The organism is Robertmurraya phoenicis, from assembly GCF_047302285.1.
Classification (GTDB): Bacteria; Bacillota; Bacilli; order Bacillales; family Cytobacillaceae; genus Robertmurraya.
Genome location: NZ_CP154845.1, coordinates 1,043,834 through 1,058,716 on the forward strand (window position 1 = coordinate 1,043,834; position 14,883 = coordinate 1,058,716).

Sequence of the window (14,883 nt, forward strand, 5' to 3'; positions counted from 1 at the left end):
TCTCCCAATGAATTTGGGATAAATCATGTACAAGTATATATAGAATAAATATTTTATGTTTTTTTCCAAAAATTTCTGGTGTACAATTGATGGTTCAACCATTAAGAAACGCGCAAAAATGGGTTGATGAGACGCCGCATGGATTTCAATTTATCGTCAAAGCGTATCAAGGGATGACCGGTCATCAACGGGGAGAAATTCCTTTTGACAATAAAAGGGAGATGTTCCGTGCCTTTAAAGATTCATTGACCCCTTATATTGAGGCAAAAAAATTAGCTATGGTGTTGTTTCAATTTCCACCATGGTTTGACTGTAAAAAGGAAAACGTGCAATACTTGAGATGGTGTAAACAGGAGATGGGGGAAATTCCTTGTGCTCTTGAATTTCGTCATCAGTCTTGGTTTTGGCCAGCTTACTTTGAAAGTACTCTCAGGTTTATGGAGAAGGAACAATGGATCCACAGTATTTGTGATGAACCACAAGCTGGGGATGGATCGGTGCCTACCGTCTTACGGACAACAACGAAAGATAAAGTACTCGTCCGATTTCACGGAAGAAATCTTCACGGCTGGCAGAAGCGAACAGATGTGAACTGGCGGGAGGTTCGCTATCTCTACCGCTATAACGAAAAGGAATTGAGTGAGTGGGTTCAGCACTTAAAGCAACTTGAAAAAGAATGCCAAGACGTGTTCGTCGTCTTTAACAATAATTCTGGTGGCGATGCTGCTGATAATGGCAAACAGTTGATGGGGTTAATGAATATAGAATATGAAAACCTCGCACCGAGGCAATTAGATTTATTTTGAAGCACAGTCATGTGAGACAATAGGGGATATGTGAAAATGGAATGGATTGTTTTATTATCAATAGGGTTAGCTGCAGGTACAATCGGTTCGCTCATCGGTTTAGGCGGTGGAGTCATTATTGTCCCCGCTCTGTTATATTTTAGTATGTATACGAATTTTTTACATAATATTTCTCCACAGGTTGCTGTTGGAACTTCTTTAGTGATAATGATTTTTACCGGTCTTTCTTCCACATTAGCCTATTTAAAACATAAGACAGTAGATTATAAAAGTGGATTGATCTTTTTTCTTGGGAGTGGCCCTGGGGGAATGGTTGGTGCATGGGTCAATCAGGCGTTGAATATGCAAACATTCAATATCTTTTTTGGGATATTTATGATTTTCGTTTCAATTTTATTAATGGTGAATAACAAGCTGAAGCCCATGCCATTAAAAGCGGATAATGGAATTCACCGGCACTTTACCGATAATCAAGGACGTGAGTGGGAGTATGGATTTCGCCCGATGATGGCGATTATTATTGCCTTTTTGGTTGGATTTTCATCTGGATTATTCGGCATTGGTGGCGGTTCTTTAATGGTTCCTGTTATGCTACTCTTATTTATGTTTCCACCACATGTGGCTGTCGCTACCTCAATGTTTATGATTTTCTTGTCCTCCATTGTAAGCTCAGCTACCCATATTAGCTTAGGTAACATTAATTGGCATTATGCCCTTCTTTTGATTCCAGGTGCTTGGGTAGGAGCAAGACTTGGAGCATATATAAATATGAAATTAGCAAGCAAAACGGTTGTACATATCCTTCGCCTCATCTTAATTTTGGTTGGTCTCCGTTTGATCTATCAAGGGATTACTGGATAAAAGAATACGATAACCTGTTTACACGCTTTTCCTACTCTCAGCATAGAGTATAAGAGAGAGGAAAGGAGCGTTGAAAATGATTGATTTATCGCCGATTATAATTGAAGATCATACATTTTTAAGCGTATCTGTAGTTCTGCCAAAAACAAATCTGCTTGTGGTAACAAATGATAAAGGATATATTATGTGCGGTGCATTGGACGTCGCTTTATTAAATGAAAAGCTCAAAGACAGGAAAGTAATCGCGGGTCGAGCGGTCGGAGTAAAGACGATTGAACAGTTATTAGAAGCGCCGCTTGAATCAGTTACCTATGAAGCGGAAGCGCTAGGCATACACAAGGGTATGATTGGAAAAGATGCATTGCTAAAAATGGTTTAATTAAGTATTCACATCACAAATAAATAAAAGCCATCCGTGTTGACGGATGGCTTTTACATATTCTCACATGATTTGACAAATTGTGCGTAAAAACAGGACTAAAGTCTCATGAAGCGACTATAATGTAAAGGATATGGTAGAATAAAAATAAGGTTATTTTCGTACGTATTGTGGTTTTTGCAGGTGGTCCAAATGCCGTGATCTGCGTTTCATACTTAGTCCAATTCACGGAAAAAATATGTAAGCACTTTTCTCAATTTATAGATCTTCTATTAATAATCTATGCTTTAAACGTCACAGCGTTTGAGAAAAGAGCTAATAATAAACAAAAATAGTAGCGGAAATGGAGTTTGAGATGAGATACATAGCAACAACGTCAGTGGAATCTGGGGCCATTCTTGCTCGAACGATCTATAATGACAAAGGTCAGGTCTTGCTTAGTGAAGGAGTTCAGTTACAAGAGAGCCTCATTCAACGGTTATTGAATATTGGGATTCCGTTTATTTATATAAAGGACGCACGTACAGATGATATCGATTATAAGGAAGTAATACCTAGAGAATTAAAAACAAAAGCTATTTCATCGATCCAAGAGACATTCGAGCAAATTAAAGTCGTGAAGACTCTACCGAGTTCAGTCGTCATTGAGAAATCCTCCCAAGCCTTAATGAATGTGATTCGAGAACTACATACCCATATCCAACATAATGAGAGCTTACTGTCGTTGTTATCTGATGTCTACACCTATGATGATTATATTTTCACCCATTCCTTTAATGTAACCATCTATTCTTTAGCGATCGGAAAAGAACTCGGATTTTCGACAAAGGAATTAGAAGTTCTTGGTTTAGGTGCTATCCTTCATGATGTTGGAAAAATGAAAGTTCCTACCGATGTTTTACTTAAGCCAGGGAAGTTAACAGAGGAAGAATTTGAGCTAATTAAAAAGCATGCTGAGGATGGCTTTGATATGTTACGTAATGTTAAAACAGTATCTTTATTAGTGGCTCATTGTGCCTATCAACATCATGAAAGACTCAATGGTTCTGGTTATCCTCGTGGCATAAAAAGAGATGAGATCCATCCTTATGCAAAAATTATTGCAGTGGCCGATGTTTTTGATGCCGTGACGTCTGATCGGATTTATCGTGGAGCGATGTTACCACATAATGGACTGGAAATCTTATTTGCTGGTGCTGGTACTCTTTTTGACGAAGAAATAGTCAAAGCTTTTCGTCGAGCAATTGCGATCTATCCTGTTGGTCTTACAGTCGAACTTAGCGATGGACGTAAAGGTGTTGTATCAAAACAAAATACGAATGTCAGTGACCGACCAATTATAAGAATTCTAGAAGAAGAGGGGCAAAGCGTCTCCCACTATGAAATCAATCTAGAAGAAGAACTTTCAGTTGTCATCACGGGCTGTGATACAACATTTCAAAGAAAAGATTCAGTTATTTGAGATAGTCCCCCTTTTTACAGCATACATATAGCTTGTAAAGGGGGGATTTTTTTGGCTAAGTTTCGCGGTCGGATACCCCGAAGAGGTCCGTTGCCGTTCAAATATGTATTACTTCTTACTGTTGTGTTTTTTACTTTTTCAACAATAGCTGGGCTCTGGATCATTAATAAAGGCTTGAAGCCGACGCTTATGTCTTATGCAGAATCGCAAACAAGGCAAATTGCTTCGTTGATCATTAATGAAGCTTTATTAGAGCGGTCAGTCGTTGATATTAATGATGTGATCATGAAGGACACAGAAACCTCCCTCACAAACTTTGATACAGCTAAAATATATTCAATGCTGAGGGATACGACCCGTTTGATTTTGAATAATATCAAAAAGGCTGAGGATGGCGATTTAGAAGAATTACAGAGTATTTCAGATTTTGAATTTGAACAGATTGAGACGAATAACGGAAAAGGGATCCTCTATTATGTCCCACTAGGGCAAGCTACAAATAACGCATTACTCGGGAATTTAGGGCCGAAAATTCCCGTTCAATTTACGGCGATTGGAGACATGGAGTCAAATATCGAAACAGAATTTAAGGAAGTCGGCATCAATAATGTTTATATTGAAGTAATCATCAGATTGAAGGTAAATGTTCAGGTGATTATCCCATTTGCTACCGAGGTTGCTACATTAGAACAGCGTATTCCTATTGCTCTAGGAATATTAGAAGGAGATGTTCCTTTATATTATAATAATGGCGGACAAGAAGCAGTCCCTGCGATCGAATTACCAGTAGACGAATAGGTAATATAATGTTATAGTAGAAACATAATTTCATAAACCTTATCATTTCGGTGGGGTAGAGGTGCATAATTTAAGAGTAGGCTATGTGAGGATGACAACGTTGAGCATAGTTAAAAGGAAATTGTGCCGAAGTAATAGAATGTGTCAGCGTTTTATTACTGGGGTTACTTTGAATAAGAGTGACACTGTCATTATGGGATATCCATAATGGGGAGCTACAGGTCGGATGGAGAAACGAATTACTACAACAAAGAGTAATGGTAGAGTTTTTCTATCGTTACTCTTTTTTTGTTTTATATTGGACCATCTAGAAGAAATTAATGTATAAGCTCCCTCTAATTTCAGAGGAGGAAGAAACATGTCAAACACTATTTTTTCATTAATACCCCCGATCGTCGCCATTTTAATGGTGATTTTAACGAGAAGGGTACTGTTGTCATTAGGAGTGGGGATTGTTGCTGCTGCGTTCCTATTAGCAGAGTTTCAGATCGGACAAACCTTGCAAATTATATTTGAGTCCGTTAAGGCAATATTTATTTCCGATGGGGAACTGAATACTTGGAATGTATATATCATTCTTTTCCTACTCATTTTAGGAATCATTACAGCATTCATCTCCATTTCGGGAGGAAGTCGTGCATTTGGTGAGTGGGCGATGAAACGAGTCAAGACTAGAGTAGGAGCTCAACTTGTCGGGGCAATTCTAGGGATTATTATTTTTATTGACGACTATTTTAATGCACTTGCTGTGGGGCAAATTTCAAGACCGATTACAGATGGTCAAAAGGTTTCTAGAGCAAAACTTGCTTATTTAATCGATTCAACTTCTGCACCGGTGTGTGTCATTTCACCTATTTCAAGCTGGGGAGCTTATATTATTGCGATTATCGGGTCTATTTTCACAGCCCATCAAATTACAGAATATACTCCTTTCTCAGCCTTTATTCAAATGATTCCAATGAATTTATATGTGTGGGTATCATTTGCAATAGTTTTCCTTGTGATATATCGAAATATTAATGTAGGTCAGATGAAGCTACATGAAGAAAGAGCGATTTCAAGCGGTCAGTTATATGATCCAGAAAAAACGATTCCTGGCGAGTTAAAAGAGGATTTACCTGTCAGCTCAACAGGAACTGTAGGAGACTTAGTGTGGCCGATTGTCGCACTAATAATTGGAACTGTCAGTTCTATGCTCTGGACTGGTTCCAATGCGATAGAAGGAAAGGCCACAATCCTTGCTATATTTGAAAATACTGATGTTTCAGCTTCTCTACTCTATGGTGGATTAATTGGATTAGCTGTAACGATTCTAATGTATATTCGCCAAGTGAAGATCAAAAAAGGGGTATCAAGCAATACGTTTTCACTTGGAATTATAGAAGGTTTAAAGTCTATGTTACCAGCTGTATATATTCTTTTATTTGCTTGGGCGATCGTCGATCTAATTGGTCAACTTGAAACAGGTAAATACTTGGCTAGCATTGTGGAGAGCTCGCAAATGAATACGGCATTCTTACCTGTTATTCTGTTCGTAATTGCTGGAATTATGGCTTTTTCAACGGGAACATCATGGGGCTCATTCGGGATTCTATTACCGATAGCCGGAGAGATTGCCGTTTCGACGGATGTAGCTTTACTATTGCCAGCAATGGCTGCTGTTTTAGCCGGAGCGGTATTTGGAGACCATTGTTCTCCTATTTCTGATACGACGATTCTATCATCTACTGGTGCTGGTTCAAATCATATGGATCATGTATTAACGCAATTGCCATATGCCGTTATTTCAGCCGTAATTGCTGCTGTTGGCTACGTGTTGCTAGGATTTACTGGAAGTACGCTCATAGCTCTTGTGACAGTTGCAATCCTATTAGTAGGGGTTTACTTCGTATTAGGAAGAAACAAACAAGTACACTAATAGAAAGGCTCTTTTCGCAAACATTGTTGCTATTTAGTCATAGATAGGAGAATAAAGCCCTATTATTACTCGTTAAATTAGTATCAAGTAAGCGAAAAGTGCCGCGCAAAAATAATGTGTGTTCTAAAACCCCATTTGAGGGGTAAATGTCGGCCTCTGGACATTTACGAAAAAACCACAATCGTTACGAAAACAGCGAATAGAAAAGAAATGGAGGAGACGATACTTTTTCGTCTTCTTTTTTTGCGTTTAAAAGAATAGACTTACTATGAGCGGAAAGTTCTCTGCAAACAAGTTTATTACAATAATAATTAACTGAAAAAACATTCTTTTAAAAAAATTATTACTTTTCCTGAAATAATGTTTTGACAGATGAAAAAAAACTAGATATACTAGCTTTAGTTATAATAAATAATCTGAAAATATAAAAAGTTTCCATTCTTCATTGAATTAAGGAAAAAGGATGGATTCCTAATGGGAGGTAGAAAGGACTATGGAAAATCGTCCGCAATGGGGGACTAGAGCTGGCTTTATTTTAGCGGCTGTGGGTTCAGCTGTAGGGCTTGGAAACATTTGGCGTTTCCCTGCTACAGCATATGAAAATGGTGGGGGAGCATTTTTTATCCCATATTTATTCGCATTATTAACAGCTGGGATTCCTTTACTTATTATGGAATTTACACTCGGACATAAATATCGCGGTTCCGCACCATTAACATTTGCCAGAATGAATAAGAAAGCGGAATGGCTTGGCTGGTGGCAAGTTGCTATCTCATTTGTTATTGCAACTTACTATGCTGTTATTATTGCTTGGGCATTAGCTTATACGATTTTTTCCATTAATCAAAAATGGGGAAATGACACGGTTGGATTCCTTGTGGGGGATTACCTCCAAACAGCAGATCCAGGGGTAGTTGGTGGCATTGTTCCAGGTGTATTTATTCCATTAATTATTGTATGGGCGATCACGCTCGGTGTTTTATTCAAAGGAGTTAAAAAAGGAATTGAAATTGCGAACAGAATTATGATTCCAGCACTTGTTATCTTATTCCTTATTATCGTTGTTCGCGCTGTGACATTAGATGGAGCTGCAGCAGGTCTTGATGCCTTCTTCAAGCCTGATTGGAGTCAAATCGCCAATGCGAAAGTTTGGGTAGCCGCTTATGGTCAGATATTTTTCAGTTTATCGATTGCCTTTGCGATTATGATTACGTATTCCAGTTATCTACCGAAGAAAACGGACATTACGAATAATGCCTTTATTACAGGCTTAGCGAATTCAAGTGTTGAATTACTAGCAGGTATCGGTGTATTTGCTGCCCTTGGATTTATGGCAGCCAATGCAGGAGTACCAGTTGATGAAGTAGTAAAAGGCGGAGTTCTTTTAGCCTTTGCAGTATTCCCAGAAATTATAAATCAATTTCCTGCCTTTAATGGATTCTTTGGATCCTTATTCTTTATCTGCTTAACACTTGCTGGACTTTCTTCTTTAATCTCTATCGTAGAAACCTTTGTGGCTGGGGTAGAAGATAAGTTTAAAATTTCCCGTACAAAGTCTGTTGCAATCGGTGGTGGATTAGCAGCGTTAATTTCTATTTTATTTGCGACTAAAGGCGGTTTGAACTTCTTAGATGCAGCCGATTACTTTATCAACCAATTCGGTGTTGCATTAGCAGGTCTTGTCGAGGTTATCATCGTTGCTTGGGTATTGAAAGAACTTAAGAATATTCAGGACCATGCAAACAGTATGTCTGATATTCGAATTGGGGCATGGTGGAGAATTAGCTTAGGCATCATTACACCAATTGTACTAGGATATATGATGGTTCAAAACATTATTACAAATATCAAGGACAACTATGAAGGCTATCCGACAGGTTTCCTTATTTACTCTGGTTGGGCAGTAGCAATAGGCGCTATTATCCTAGGCTTCATCTTTGCAGCATTTAAGTGGCAAAAAGGTACATTAACATTACCAGAACAAAAGGGGGTCTCTAAATAATGTCAGCAAGTTCAGTTGTTATGATGATTGTTGGAATGGTCATTATTTGGGGCGGCTTAGGCGCAAGTATACTCCATGCTGTAAAAAAAGCAAAAGAGGCCAAATAATATCTGATGATATAAAAAGCGGCAAGAGGACATTGCACCTCTTACCGCTTTTTTAATATGTCTATTTTCCGGATGTTACACGTTAGAAAGGGCGCTTCTACGTATTACTTTTTAGATTTTTGTCGCTCTTGTCTTTCCCAAAGTCGTAAGTGTGGATATGGGTCAAATGACCACTCTGTATATCCATTATCTTTATACATTCCATAGTGGAGGTGAGGTGGGAATTTTCCAGATGTTCCAGGTGGTCCATAACCAGAGCTTCCTACACCGCCAATCACCATGCCTGGCTCAACGATTTGACCGAGTTTTAACTCTTTCGCAAATCCGCTGAGATGAGCAAAATAATGATAGTTGTTATTTACATCGCGAATTCCGACTCTCCATCCTCCGTAACGGTTCCACCCTTTCATCTCCACAATCCCGTATGAGGTCGCTCTTACAGGCACTCCATAATCGGCAAATATATCAGTTCCTTCATGGATTCTCCGACCACCCCAACCGCGAGCATCTCCCCACGTATTGTTATAGCTATGATTGCTTCTTAATGGAAGGGGAAAAGCATGGCCTTCAAGGTCAATTCTTCCAAAGTGCTTATATATTTTTGCCTTGTCGATAATGATTCCTACGGTCTTATCGCGCTTAAAATAATCCCATAAGGCAATTTTGATATTATCGTGATCGACCCCATATGTTAGAAGGTATTGAGCAAAGGCGTGGATAACATCTTCTTCATCTTTAATATCTGCTTTGCCATCTCCATTTCCATCGTAGCCGATTCCGTTAAAAAATTTGATCGAAGTAGGATTTTGATCGTTAAGATTTGGATTCAATAAGCCTACCCATTCTTCTGGTTTAAAATAAATACCGATGATGCCGTCAGTATCTGGCAGGTCTCGTCTCACATTACGAATATTTCGTTCATACTGATCGACCGCCGCAATGTAATACCAAGGGATATTCGTTACAGCCTCTACTTTTTTATAAAGGATCATTCTTTGCTTATCTATTTCTTCTTCCTTCTCCGCATGTACCGGTGTTACGCTGATAAGTAGGGAAAGTATCATGAAAGGTAAAAATAATCGAAAATACCGCACAAGAATCCTCCTCTGAAAAATTGTCGTTTCAAGCCTTCCCGATGGTTAAGGAGTTAGTATAATTTCAATAAAGTTGCTACTCGTTCATTCCCATAACTTAGTTTGTGACAATGGTTGGAATAAATAAATATCAATAATTGGTAATCTTATAAACCATAATTATCCAATCGGAACAACTTTCTTGTCTGTGCTACTAAGAGTATGATAAAGTGACATGAGTGGTAGTTTTGATACATATTGAACACTAATCATTAAAGGGATGGTGTATAGAATTGAGTCAGAAGCAGGAACAATTACGTAAACCTGAGTGGTTAAAAATAAAGCTGAACACAAACGAGAATTACACAGGCTTGAAAAAAATGATGCGTGAGAAAAGCCTTCATACCGTTTGTGAAGAAGCGAAATGTCCTAATATTCATGAATGCTGGGCAGTAAGAAGAACAGCGACCTTTATGATTTTAGGAGATACATGTACAAGAGCTTGTCGTTTCTGTGCAGTTAAAACAGGATTGCCTACAGAGCTTGATTTGCAAGAACCAGAAAGAGTGGCTGATTCTGTCGCGCTAATGAATTTAAAACACGTTGTTGTAACTGCAGTTGCACGTGATGATTTGAAGGATGGGGGAGCAGTTGTATTTGCTGAAACCGTTCGAGCGATACGAAGAAAAAGTCCTTTTACAAGTATTGAGGTACTGCCATCTGATATGGGTGGTGTGTATGAAAATCTTGAAACATTAATGAATGCAAAGCCAGATATCTTAAACCACAATATCGAAACGGTAAAGAGATTGACACCTAGAGTTCGTGCTCGTGCAAAATATGAACGGTCTTTAGAATTTTTAAAGCGGGCAAAGGACATGAATCCTGACATCCCAACAAAATCAAGCTTAATGATTGGGTTAGGGGAAACGAAGGAAGAAATTATCGAAACAATGGATGATTTACGTGCCAATGACGTCGATATCATGACAATCGGACAATATTTACAGCCAACGAAAAAACATCTACCGGTTATCAAATATTACCATCCAGATGAGTTCCAAGAGCTTAAAGAAATTGCTTTAAGTAAAGGATTTAGCCATTGTGAAGCAGGTCCACTCGTACGTTCTTCATATCATGCCGATGAGCAGGTGAATGAAGCAACAAAGCATAAGCAAATGCTTGCAGAACAACAAGCGAAAGAAGCATAAATAGTAAGAGTTCAGCCTCAACATGAAGCTGAACTCTTTTTTATTGGTTGTTGTCGTCATTATTACCTTGAGGGGATTTTTTGATTTCCTTAATGAGTTCGTTAAGGGCGTATTCAATTTTTTTGCTATCTGAATCCATTGTTGCATAGCTTTCGACATTTTTACGTAAAGCGGTATTATCGGTCACATAAATATCAAACCAGCGTGGCACAACAGACATAGCTGTTTTTTTTACCTGATCGGCTGTTAGATTACGATTGTCAGACTCTGTGTCGTAGACAACGATGACTTCTTCTCCTGTGACAAGGGTAGAAACATCATCAACATGTGGGAGATCAGTGCAAAGTTTACTAATCGTATCTGCGGTCTTCTCTCTGTCCATTGGTTCATAATGATCATTTGAAACGTTTGAACCGATAATTGGTGCTTTTTGATGACGAACATAACCGAAATCTTCAGATTTATTCTTCCCATGTTCATTATAAATATCTGCACGTTGATCATTGACATTAATGGTATTTCCACTTTCGTTATAAAGCCCTTCCACAGCTGAATCATCATTATTACATCCAGTTACCAGAAGCAGGCAACCAAGACTAACTAATAGGGAAATTTTATTCATAACCTACACCTCCACATTTGTAGTATGAGCAATAGTTGAATTTTTTTTCTTAGTAATTTAATCTAGTTCGCAAATTGCACTTATTGTGAAAAAGATGGAAGACAGTATATAATGGAAACATAGTGTGTCAAAAAGAGGTGATGGGTATGATCTGCATCAGTAACATTGGCTATGAGATCATTGAAGAAAGAGGAGAGGGCTTTAACGAAGAAGCTTTCCAAGGCAGATATAGTGATATTTTAAGTAAATATGATTATATAGTAGGCGATTGGGGTTATGGCCAGCTTCGCCTAAAGGGATTTTATGATGACAAAAATCAAAAGGCCACTTTCGATACAAAAATTAGTACGTTGACGGAATACATTTATGAGTTTTGTAATTTTGGCTGTTCGTATTTCGTTTTGAAAAAAGTTCAGGGCTAAAGAGCGATCCAGTGCGGGACACACTGATCGCTCTTTTTCTTCTATTCATCCTCTTTGTCGTGAGTCGGGTGGGACCCTTCCATTTGTCTTGGCATATCTTCATGAAGAGTTCTGTTTTCATACGTAAATCCACTGTTAGAACGCTGACCTTCCTCCCAAGGACCTGCTTTATTTTCGACGGGTTTATCCTGATTAATCGGTGACCCGTATGGACCATCTGGAAATTCTTCTGTATTTAAAACTTCCCGTTGCTTTTCCACATTTGAAAAGTCTCGATAAGATTCATCATCATTCATGTAGATTCACTCCTTTACTCTTATTATTTGCTAATTATTTTGAGAGAAGAGAGGTAAGTTTTACCCGAAAAAAAAGAGGTGCCCACTTGGACAACCTCTAGTTGGTAAAAATCACACAATTTCATATAAAAATTGTCTTAGTTCTTCAGCATCTTCTTCTGATAATTGGAAAGCATATTCTAAATAGCCCTCTTCTTTTAAATCATCTGGACCAATAATAGCAAAACGGCTACCTTGCATATCGAGAACAATTTGTTTTCCATAATGACGATCGGATTGTAGAATAGCTAAATCAAAGCGATTATTTTCTCCCATAAAACTGACAAAGCGTGTTTTTGTATCAATTAAATCATTATAAAGAAAAAATTTTTCAGACATGATACCCCTCCTTTGATTCTAAAAGCTATGTGAACATAAGTAAATGTGGTTTGCTCTCAAGATGATGATGAGTTTTTATGTATCGGACCGTTCTTGTTTTACTACGCATCACAATAGAATCCGTTTCAGCTAAATCCCCACCAAGAAACCGAACTCCATTAAGCAATTCTCCGTTGGAAACGCCTGTTGCCGCAAAAATGGCATCATCACCAGAAACTAAATCCTTTAGTAATAATAATTGTCTCGGATCGGCAAGTCCCATCTTGATGCATCGGGCCTCTTCTTCCAGAGTAGAAGGAATTAATCGCGCTTGCATATCACCACCGAGTGCTTTCAATGCCGCGGCAGAAATAACGCCTTCAGGGGCACCGCCAATTCCTACGAATAAATCGACCCCGGTTTGTGGTAAAGCAGTCGCAATCGCTGCACCGACATCTCCGTCACCAAATAGCTTTACACGAGCACCTTTCGCTCTAATACGTTCAATTAATTCATCATGACGTTCTCGTTCTTGAATAATAACGGTTAAATCTTGAACACGCTTATTGTTGGCTTGAGCGACAATCTCGATTGTTTTTTCAATTGGGTCTAATAGGCTAATTTTCCCAGCCGCTTGTTTTCCGACAGCGATTTTTTCCATATACATATCTGGTGCATGGAGCAATGTTCCTTTATCAGCAATTGCAATAACCGCCATGGCATTATTATGTCCTTTTGCCACAATATTCGTTCCTTCTAACGGATCGACTGCAATATCAACCTTTGGTCCGTTCTTTGTTCCAAGACGTTCCCCAATATAAAGCATTGGTGCCTCATCTAGTTCACCTTCTCCAATGACAACGATTCCGTCCATATTGACAGAATCAAACATTTTCCTCATCGCATTTGTAGCCGCTTCATCTGCTTCGTTTTTCTTCCCTCTACCCATCCATCCTGCAGATGCTAGGGCTGCAGCTTCGGTTACTCGGACAATTTCCAATGCTAGCTCACGTTCCAAAGCTTTTCCTCCATTCAATTCAGGTACATTCGTCAATTTCATCATGTACACTGGTGCATTGTGAAATCAATTTACTACTTTATATTAACAAAAAATAGCCCTGTAAACATTCCTATTCGTGACAAATGATTCACAACTTCGTGCAAAAAAATAGTAGACTTTAACAGCGAAGGAAAATATACGCAAAAGCAAAATTGTGCTACAATAGCTTTATCACCGATGTGAACACTTGAGAGGACTGATCCCATTGGCTCACCTTAAAAAAATTGGTTCGAATGTTCTAAAATGGGCGAAAATTGTTTTGCCATTTAGAAGGTTACGTTATTTCCCCCCACAATTTATCGTCAGAAATCCTGTTGTCGAAGGGGTAAAATCGGCCTTTAAGCAAGGATACGAGGTTGCAATATTAGTGTTCAACATCAATAATTTAAAGGAATTAAAATACCAACTCGGTGAAGACTACTGTCATTCTTTTAGTAAGGAGCTGAAAAGCACCCTTCGTCAGGTAGTTCAACAAGAACTTTCTGATGATGATGTATTAGTCCTTCATGATCACTTTAGTGATGGATTTACCTTATTTTTAAAAGTGGATCATAATCGAAGCTGTGTAGTAGAAATCGATGCAGCCTTGAGTAAAGTGACAAAAGAAGTTGAGCAAAAATTGAAGGAATCTTTCCCTGTCGTTCAACCACAGTTTGAGTCAGGTTATATGTTTATCGAAAAGAAACATTATTCTATTCAGGAAGCAATTTATAAAGCCCATCAACAGGCTTTAGCCATGGCTGAAAAACGAGTGGATACTGAATTTAATGAAATGCTATATATGATTCGAAAAATAGTTGTCCAAAAAGACATTAGTCTTCTTGCCCAGCCGATTATCGATGTTGAATCAAAGGCGGTTCGCGCGTGGGAAATGCTGACCCGTGGACCAAAAAATACCCCATATGAGAGTCCGTTGACCTTATTCTCAGTCGCAAGGCAAACCGATTATTTGTACGATTTAGAGATGATCGTGCTAGAAAAAACATTTGAGCAAATTCATAAAACGGCTTGTAAGCATGCCATTTTTGTTAATTTCACACCTATATCTCTAGGAAGTAAAACGTTTATCGGTGATTTGAATAAGTTGTTGGAACGATATAAAAACATCCCCCCAAGCCAATTTACCATTGAAATAACAGAACGTGATTCGATTGAAGGGATTGAACTCCTGTTAGATAATATTAAAGCATTGCGTATGATGGGATTTCAAATCGCAGTGGACGATACGGGCTCAGGTTATGCAAGTCTAAATACAATTAGTGCCATTATGCCTGATATTATCAAAATTGATCGTTCCGTTATCCAAGATATTGATAAGAATTCTGTCAAAGAATCGATGTTAAAAGGATTATTATTAGTAGCAAAAGAAACAGGTTCTCTTGTAGTTGCCGAAGGAATAGAAAATGCTGGAGAGGCGTCCGTCTTGTCAAGGAATAATGTTGACTTGGCTCAAGGATATTTCTTTGCCAGACCAGATTCCTTACAAAAAAGCTTAGCATCCTGTTAACT

Annotated in this window: 15 protein-coding genes, 1 pseudogene and 1 riboswitch; of the genes and pseudogenes, 11 read left to right on the top strand and 5 right to left on the bottom strand. The window is 38.4% G+C overall.

What is annotated here, in order from left to right; translation table 11 throughout:
- Positions 1 to 92: 92 nt before the first annotated feature.
- From AA0X71_RS04990 to AA0X71_RS05025, 8 genes and pseudogenes are all read left to right on the top strand, one after another.
- Positions 93 to 806, top strand: a pseudogene (locus AA0X71_RS04990) (DUF72 domain-containing protein); the annotation flags it as partial.
- A gap of 36 nt (positions 807 to 842) precedes the next feature.
- Positions 843 to 1,667: a sulfite exporter TauE/SafE family protein gene (locus tag AA0X71_RS04995; RefSeq protein WP_413359927.1), complete on the top strand. Its 825-nt coding sequence runs from the start codon at positions 843 to 845 to the stop codon at positions 1,665 to 1,667.
- A 76-nt stretch (positions 1,668 to 1,743) separates the two neighbouring features.
- Positions 1,744 to 2,046, top strand: coding sequence for a YunC family protein (locus AA0X71_RS05000; RefSeq protein ID WP_413359929.1), 303 nt, complete (start codon positions 1,744 to 1,746; stop codon positions 2,044 to 2,046).
- Positions 2,047 to 2,401: 355 nt separating this feature from the next.
- Positions 2,402 to 3,508 (top strand): HD-GYP domain-containing protein, encoded by a 1,107-nt coding sequence (locus AA0X71_RS05005; RefSeq protein ID WP_413359931.1) that lies wholly within the window; start codon positions 2,402 to 2,404, stop codon positions 3,506 to 3,508.
- A 51-nt stretch (positions 3,509 to 3,559) separates the two neighbouring features.
- Complete coding sequence (gene yunB, locus AA0X71_RS05010; protein WP_413359933.1) at positions 3,560 to 4,306, top strand: sporulation protein YunB; 747 nt, start codon at positions 3,560 to 3,562, stop codon at positions 4,304 to 4,306.
- A 48-nt stretch (positions 4,307 to 4,354) separates the two neighbouring features.
- Positions 4,355 to 4,532, top strand: a riboswitch (Lysine riboswitch).
- Positions 4,533 to 4,664: 132 nt separating this feature from the next.
- The gene (locus AA0X71_RS05015; protein WP_413359935.1) at positions 4,665 to 6,224 is read left to right on the top strand and encodes a Na+/H+ antiporter NhaC family protein; all 1,560 of its coding nucleotides are present in this window, start codon (positions 4,665 to 4,667) and stop codon (positions 6,222 to 6,224) included.
- Positions 6,225 to 6,717: 493 nt separating this feature from the next.
- Positions 6,718 to 8,226, top strand: coding sequence for a sodium-dependent transporter (locus tag AA0X71_RS05020; protein ID WP_413359938.1), 1,509 nt, complete (start codon positions 6,718 to 6,720; stop codon positions 8,224 to 8,226).
- Complete coding sequence (locus tag AA0X71_RS05025; RefSeq protein WP_413359940.1) at positions 8,226 to 8,333, top strand: methionine/alanine import family NSS transporter small subunit; 108 nt, start codon at positions 8,226 to 8,228, stop codon at positions 8,331 to 8,333. Before AA0X71_RS05020 ends, AA0X71_RS05025 begins: the two co-directional genes overlap by 1 nt.
- Before the next feature lie 104 nt (positions 8,334 to 8,437).
- Here the strand turns inward: AA0X71_RS05025 and AA0X71_RS05030 are convergent, their stop codons facing one another.
- Positions 8,438 to 9,397 carry a M23 family metallopeptidase gene (locus AA0X71_RS05030; protein ID WP_413362479.1) on the bottom strand — a complete coding sequence of 320 codons (960 nt, stop codon included), beginning with the start codon at positions 9,395 to 9,397 and terminating at the stop codon, positions 8,438 to 8,440.
- Between the two features lie 302 nt (positions 9,398 to 9,699).
- Here AA0X71_RS05030 and lipA point away from each other — a divergent pair, with 302 nt between their 5' ends.
- A complete protein-coding gene (gene lipA / locus AA0X71_RS05035; protein WP_413359943.1) occupies positions 9,700 to 10,617 on the top strand; it encodes a lipoyl synthase in 918 nt (305 codons plus the stop codon).
- A 40-nt stretch (positions 10,618 to 10,657) separates the two neighbouring features.
- Here the strand turns inward: lipA and AA0X71_RS05040 are convergent, their stop codons facing one another.
- Complete coding sequence (locus AA0X71_RS05040; protein ID WP_413359945.1) at positions 10,658 to 11,239, bottom strand: YhcN/YlaJ family sporulation lipoprotein; 582 nt, start codon at positions 11,237 to 11,239, stop codon at positions 10,658 to 10,660.
- Positions 11,240 to 11,385: 146 nt separating this feature from the next.
- Here AA0X71_RS05040 and AA0X71_RS05045 point away from each other — a divergent pair, with 146 nt between their 5' ends.
- Positions 11,386 to 11,661 carry a YutD family protein gene (locus AA0X71_RS05045; RefSeq protein WP_413359948.1) on the top strand — a complete coding sequence of 92 codons (276 nt, stop codon included), beginning with the start codon at positions 11,386 to 11,388 and terminating at the stop codon, positions 11,659 to 11,661.
- A gap of 41 nt (positions 11,662 to 11,702) precedes the next feature.
- On the opposite strand, the gene AA0X71_RS05050 is transcribed toward AA0X71_RS05045, so the two are convergent.
- From AA0X71_RS05050 to glpX, 3 genes are all read right to left on the bottom strand, one after another.
- Positions 11,703 to 11,957, bottom strand: coding sequence for a hypothetical protein (locus AA0X71_RS05050; RefSeq protein ID WP_413359951.1), 255 nt, complete (start codon positions 11,955 to 11,957; stop codon positions 11,703 to 11,705).
- A 111-nt stretch (positions 11,958 to 12,068) separates the two neighbouring features.
- Positions 12,069 to 12,335, bottom strand: coding sequence for a DUF3055 domain-containing protein (locus AA0X71_RS05055; RefSeq protein ID WP_413359953.1), 267 nt, complete (start codon positions 12,333 to 12,335; stop codon positions 12,069 to 12,071).
- 25 nt (positions 12,336 to 12,360) lie between these two features.
- Positions 12,361 to 13,332: a class II fructose-bisphosphatase gene (glpX, locus tag AA0X71_RS05060; RefSeq protein ID WP_413359955.1), complete on the bottom strand. Its 972-nt coding sequence runs from the start codon at positions 13,330 to 13,332 to the stop codon at positions 12,361 to 12,363.
- 247 nt (positions 13,333 to 13,579) lie between these two features.
- Between glpX and AA0X71_RS05065 the strand changes: the two genes are divergently transcribed.
- Positions 13,580 to 14,881, top strand: a complete 1,302-nt coding sequence (locus AA0X71_RS05065; RefSeq protein ID WP_413359958.1) for an EAL domain-containing protein — start codon at positions 13,580 to 13,582, stop codon at positions 14,879 to 14,881.
- The last annotated feature ends 2 nt before the right edge of the window (positions 14,882 to 14,883 follow it).

Coding starts and splice junctions, on each gene's coding strand:
- AA0X71_RS04995 (WP_413359927.1), top strand. CDS start 843: ATGGAATGGATTGTTTTATTATCAATAGGGTTAGCTGCAGGTACAATC.
- AA0X71_RS05000 (WP_413359929.1), top strand. CDS start 1,744: ATGATTGATTTATCGCCGATTATAATTGAAGATCATACATTTTTAAGC.
- AA0X71_RS05005 (WP_413359931.1), top strand. CDS start 2,402: ATGAGATACATAGCAACAACGTCAGTGGAATCTGGGGCCATTCTTGCT.
- AA0X71_RS05015 (WP_413359935.1), top strand. CDS start 4,665: ATGTCAAACACTATTTTTTCATTAATACCCCCGATCGTCGCCATTTTA.
- AA0X71_RS05020 (WP_413359938.1), top strand. CDS start 6,718: ATGGAAAATCGTCCGCAATGGGGGACTAGAGCTGGCTTTATTTTAGCG.
- AA0X71_RS05025 (WP_413359940.1), top strand. CDS start 8,226: ATGTCAGCAAGTTCAGTTGTTATGATGATTGTTGGAATGGTCATTATT.
- AA0X71_RS05030 (WP_413362479.1), bottom strand. CDS start 9,397: ATGATACTTTCCCTACTTATCAGCGTAACACCGGTACATGCGGAGAAG.
- AA0X71_RS05040 (WP_413359945.1), bottom strand. CDS start 11,239: ATGAATAAAATTTCCCTATTAGTTAGTCTTGGTTGCCTGCTTCTGGTA.
- AA0X71_RS05045 (WP_413359948.1), top strand. CDS start 11,386: ATGATCTGCATCAGTAACATTGGCTATGAGATCATTGAAGAAAGAGGA.
- AA0X71_RS05050 (WP_413359951.1), bottom strand. CDS start 11,957: ATGAATGATGATGAATCTTATCGAGACTTTTCAAATGTGGAAAAGCAA.
- AA0X71_RS05055 (WP_413359953.1), bottom strand. CDS start 12,335: ATGTCTGAAAAATTTTTTCTTTATAATGATTTAATTGATACAAAAACA.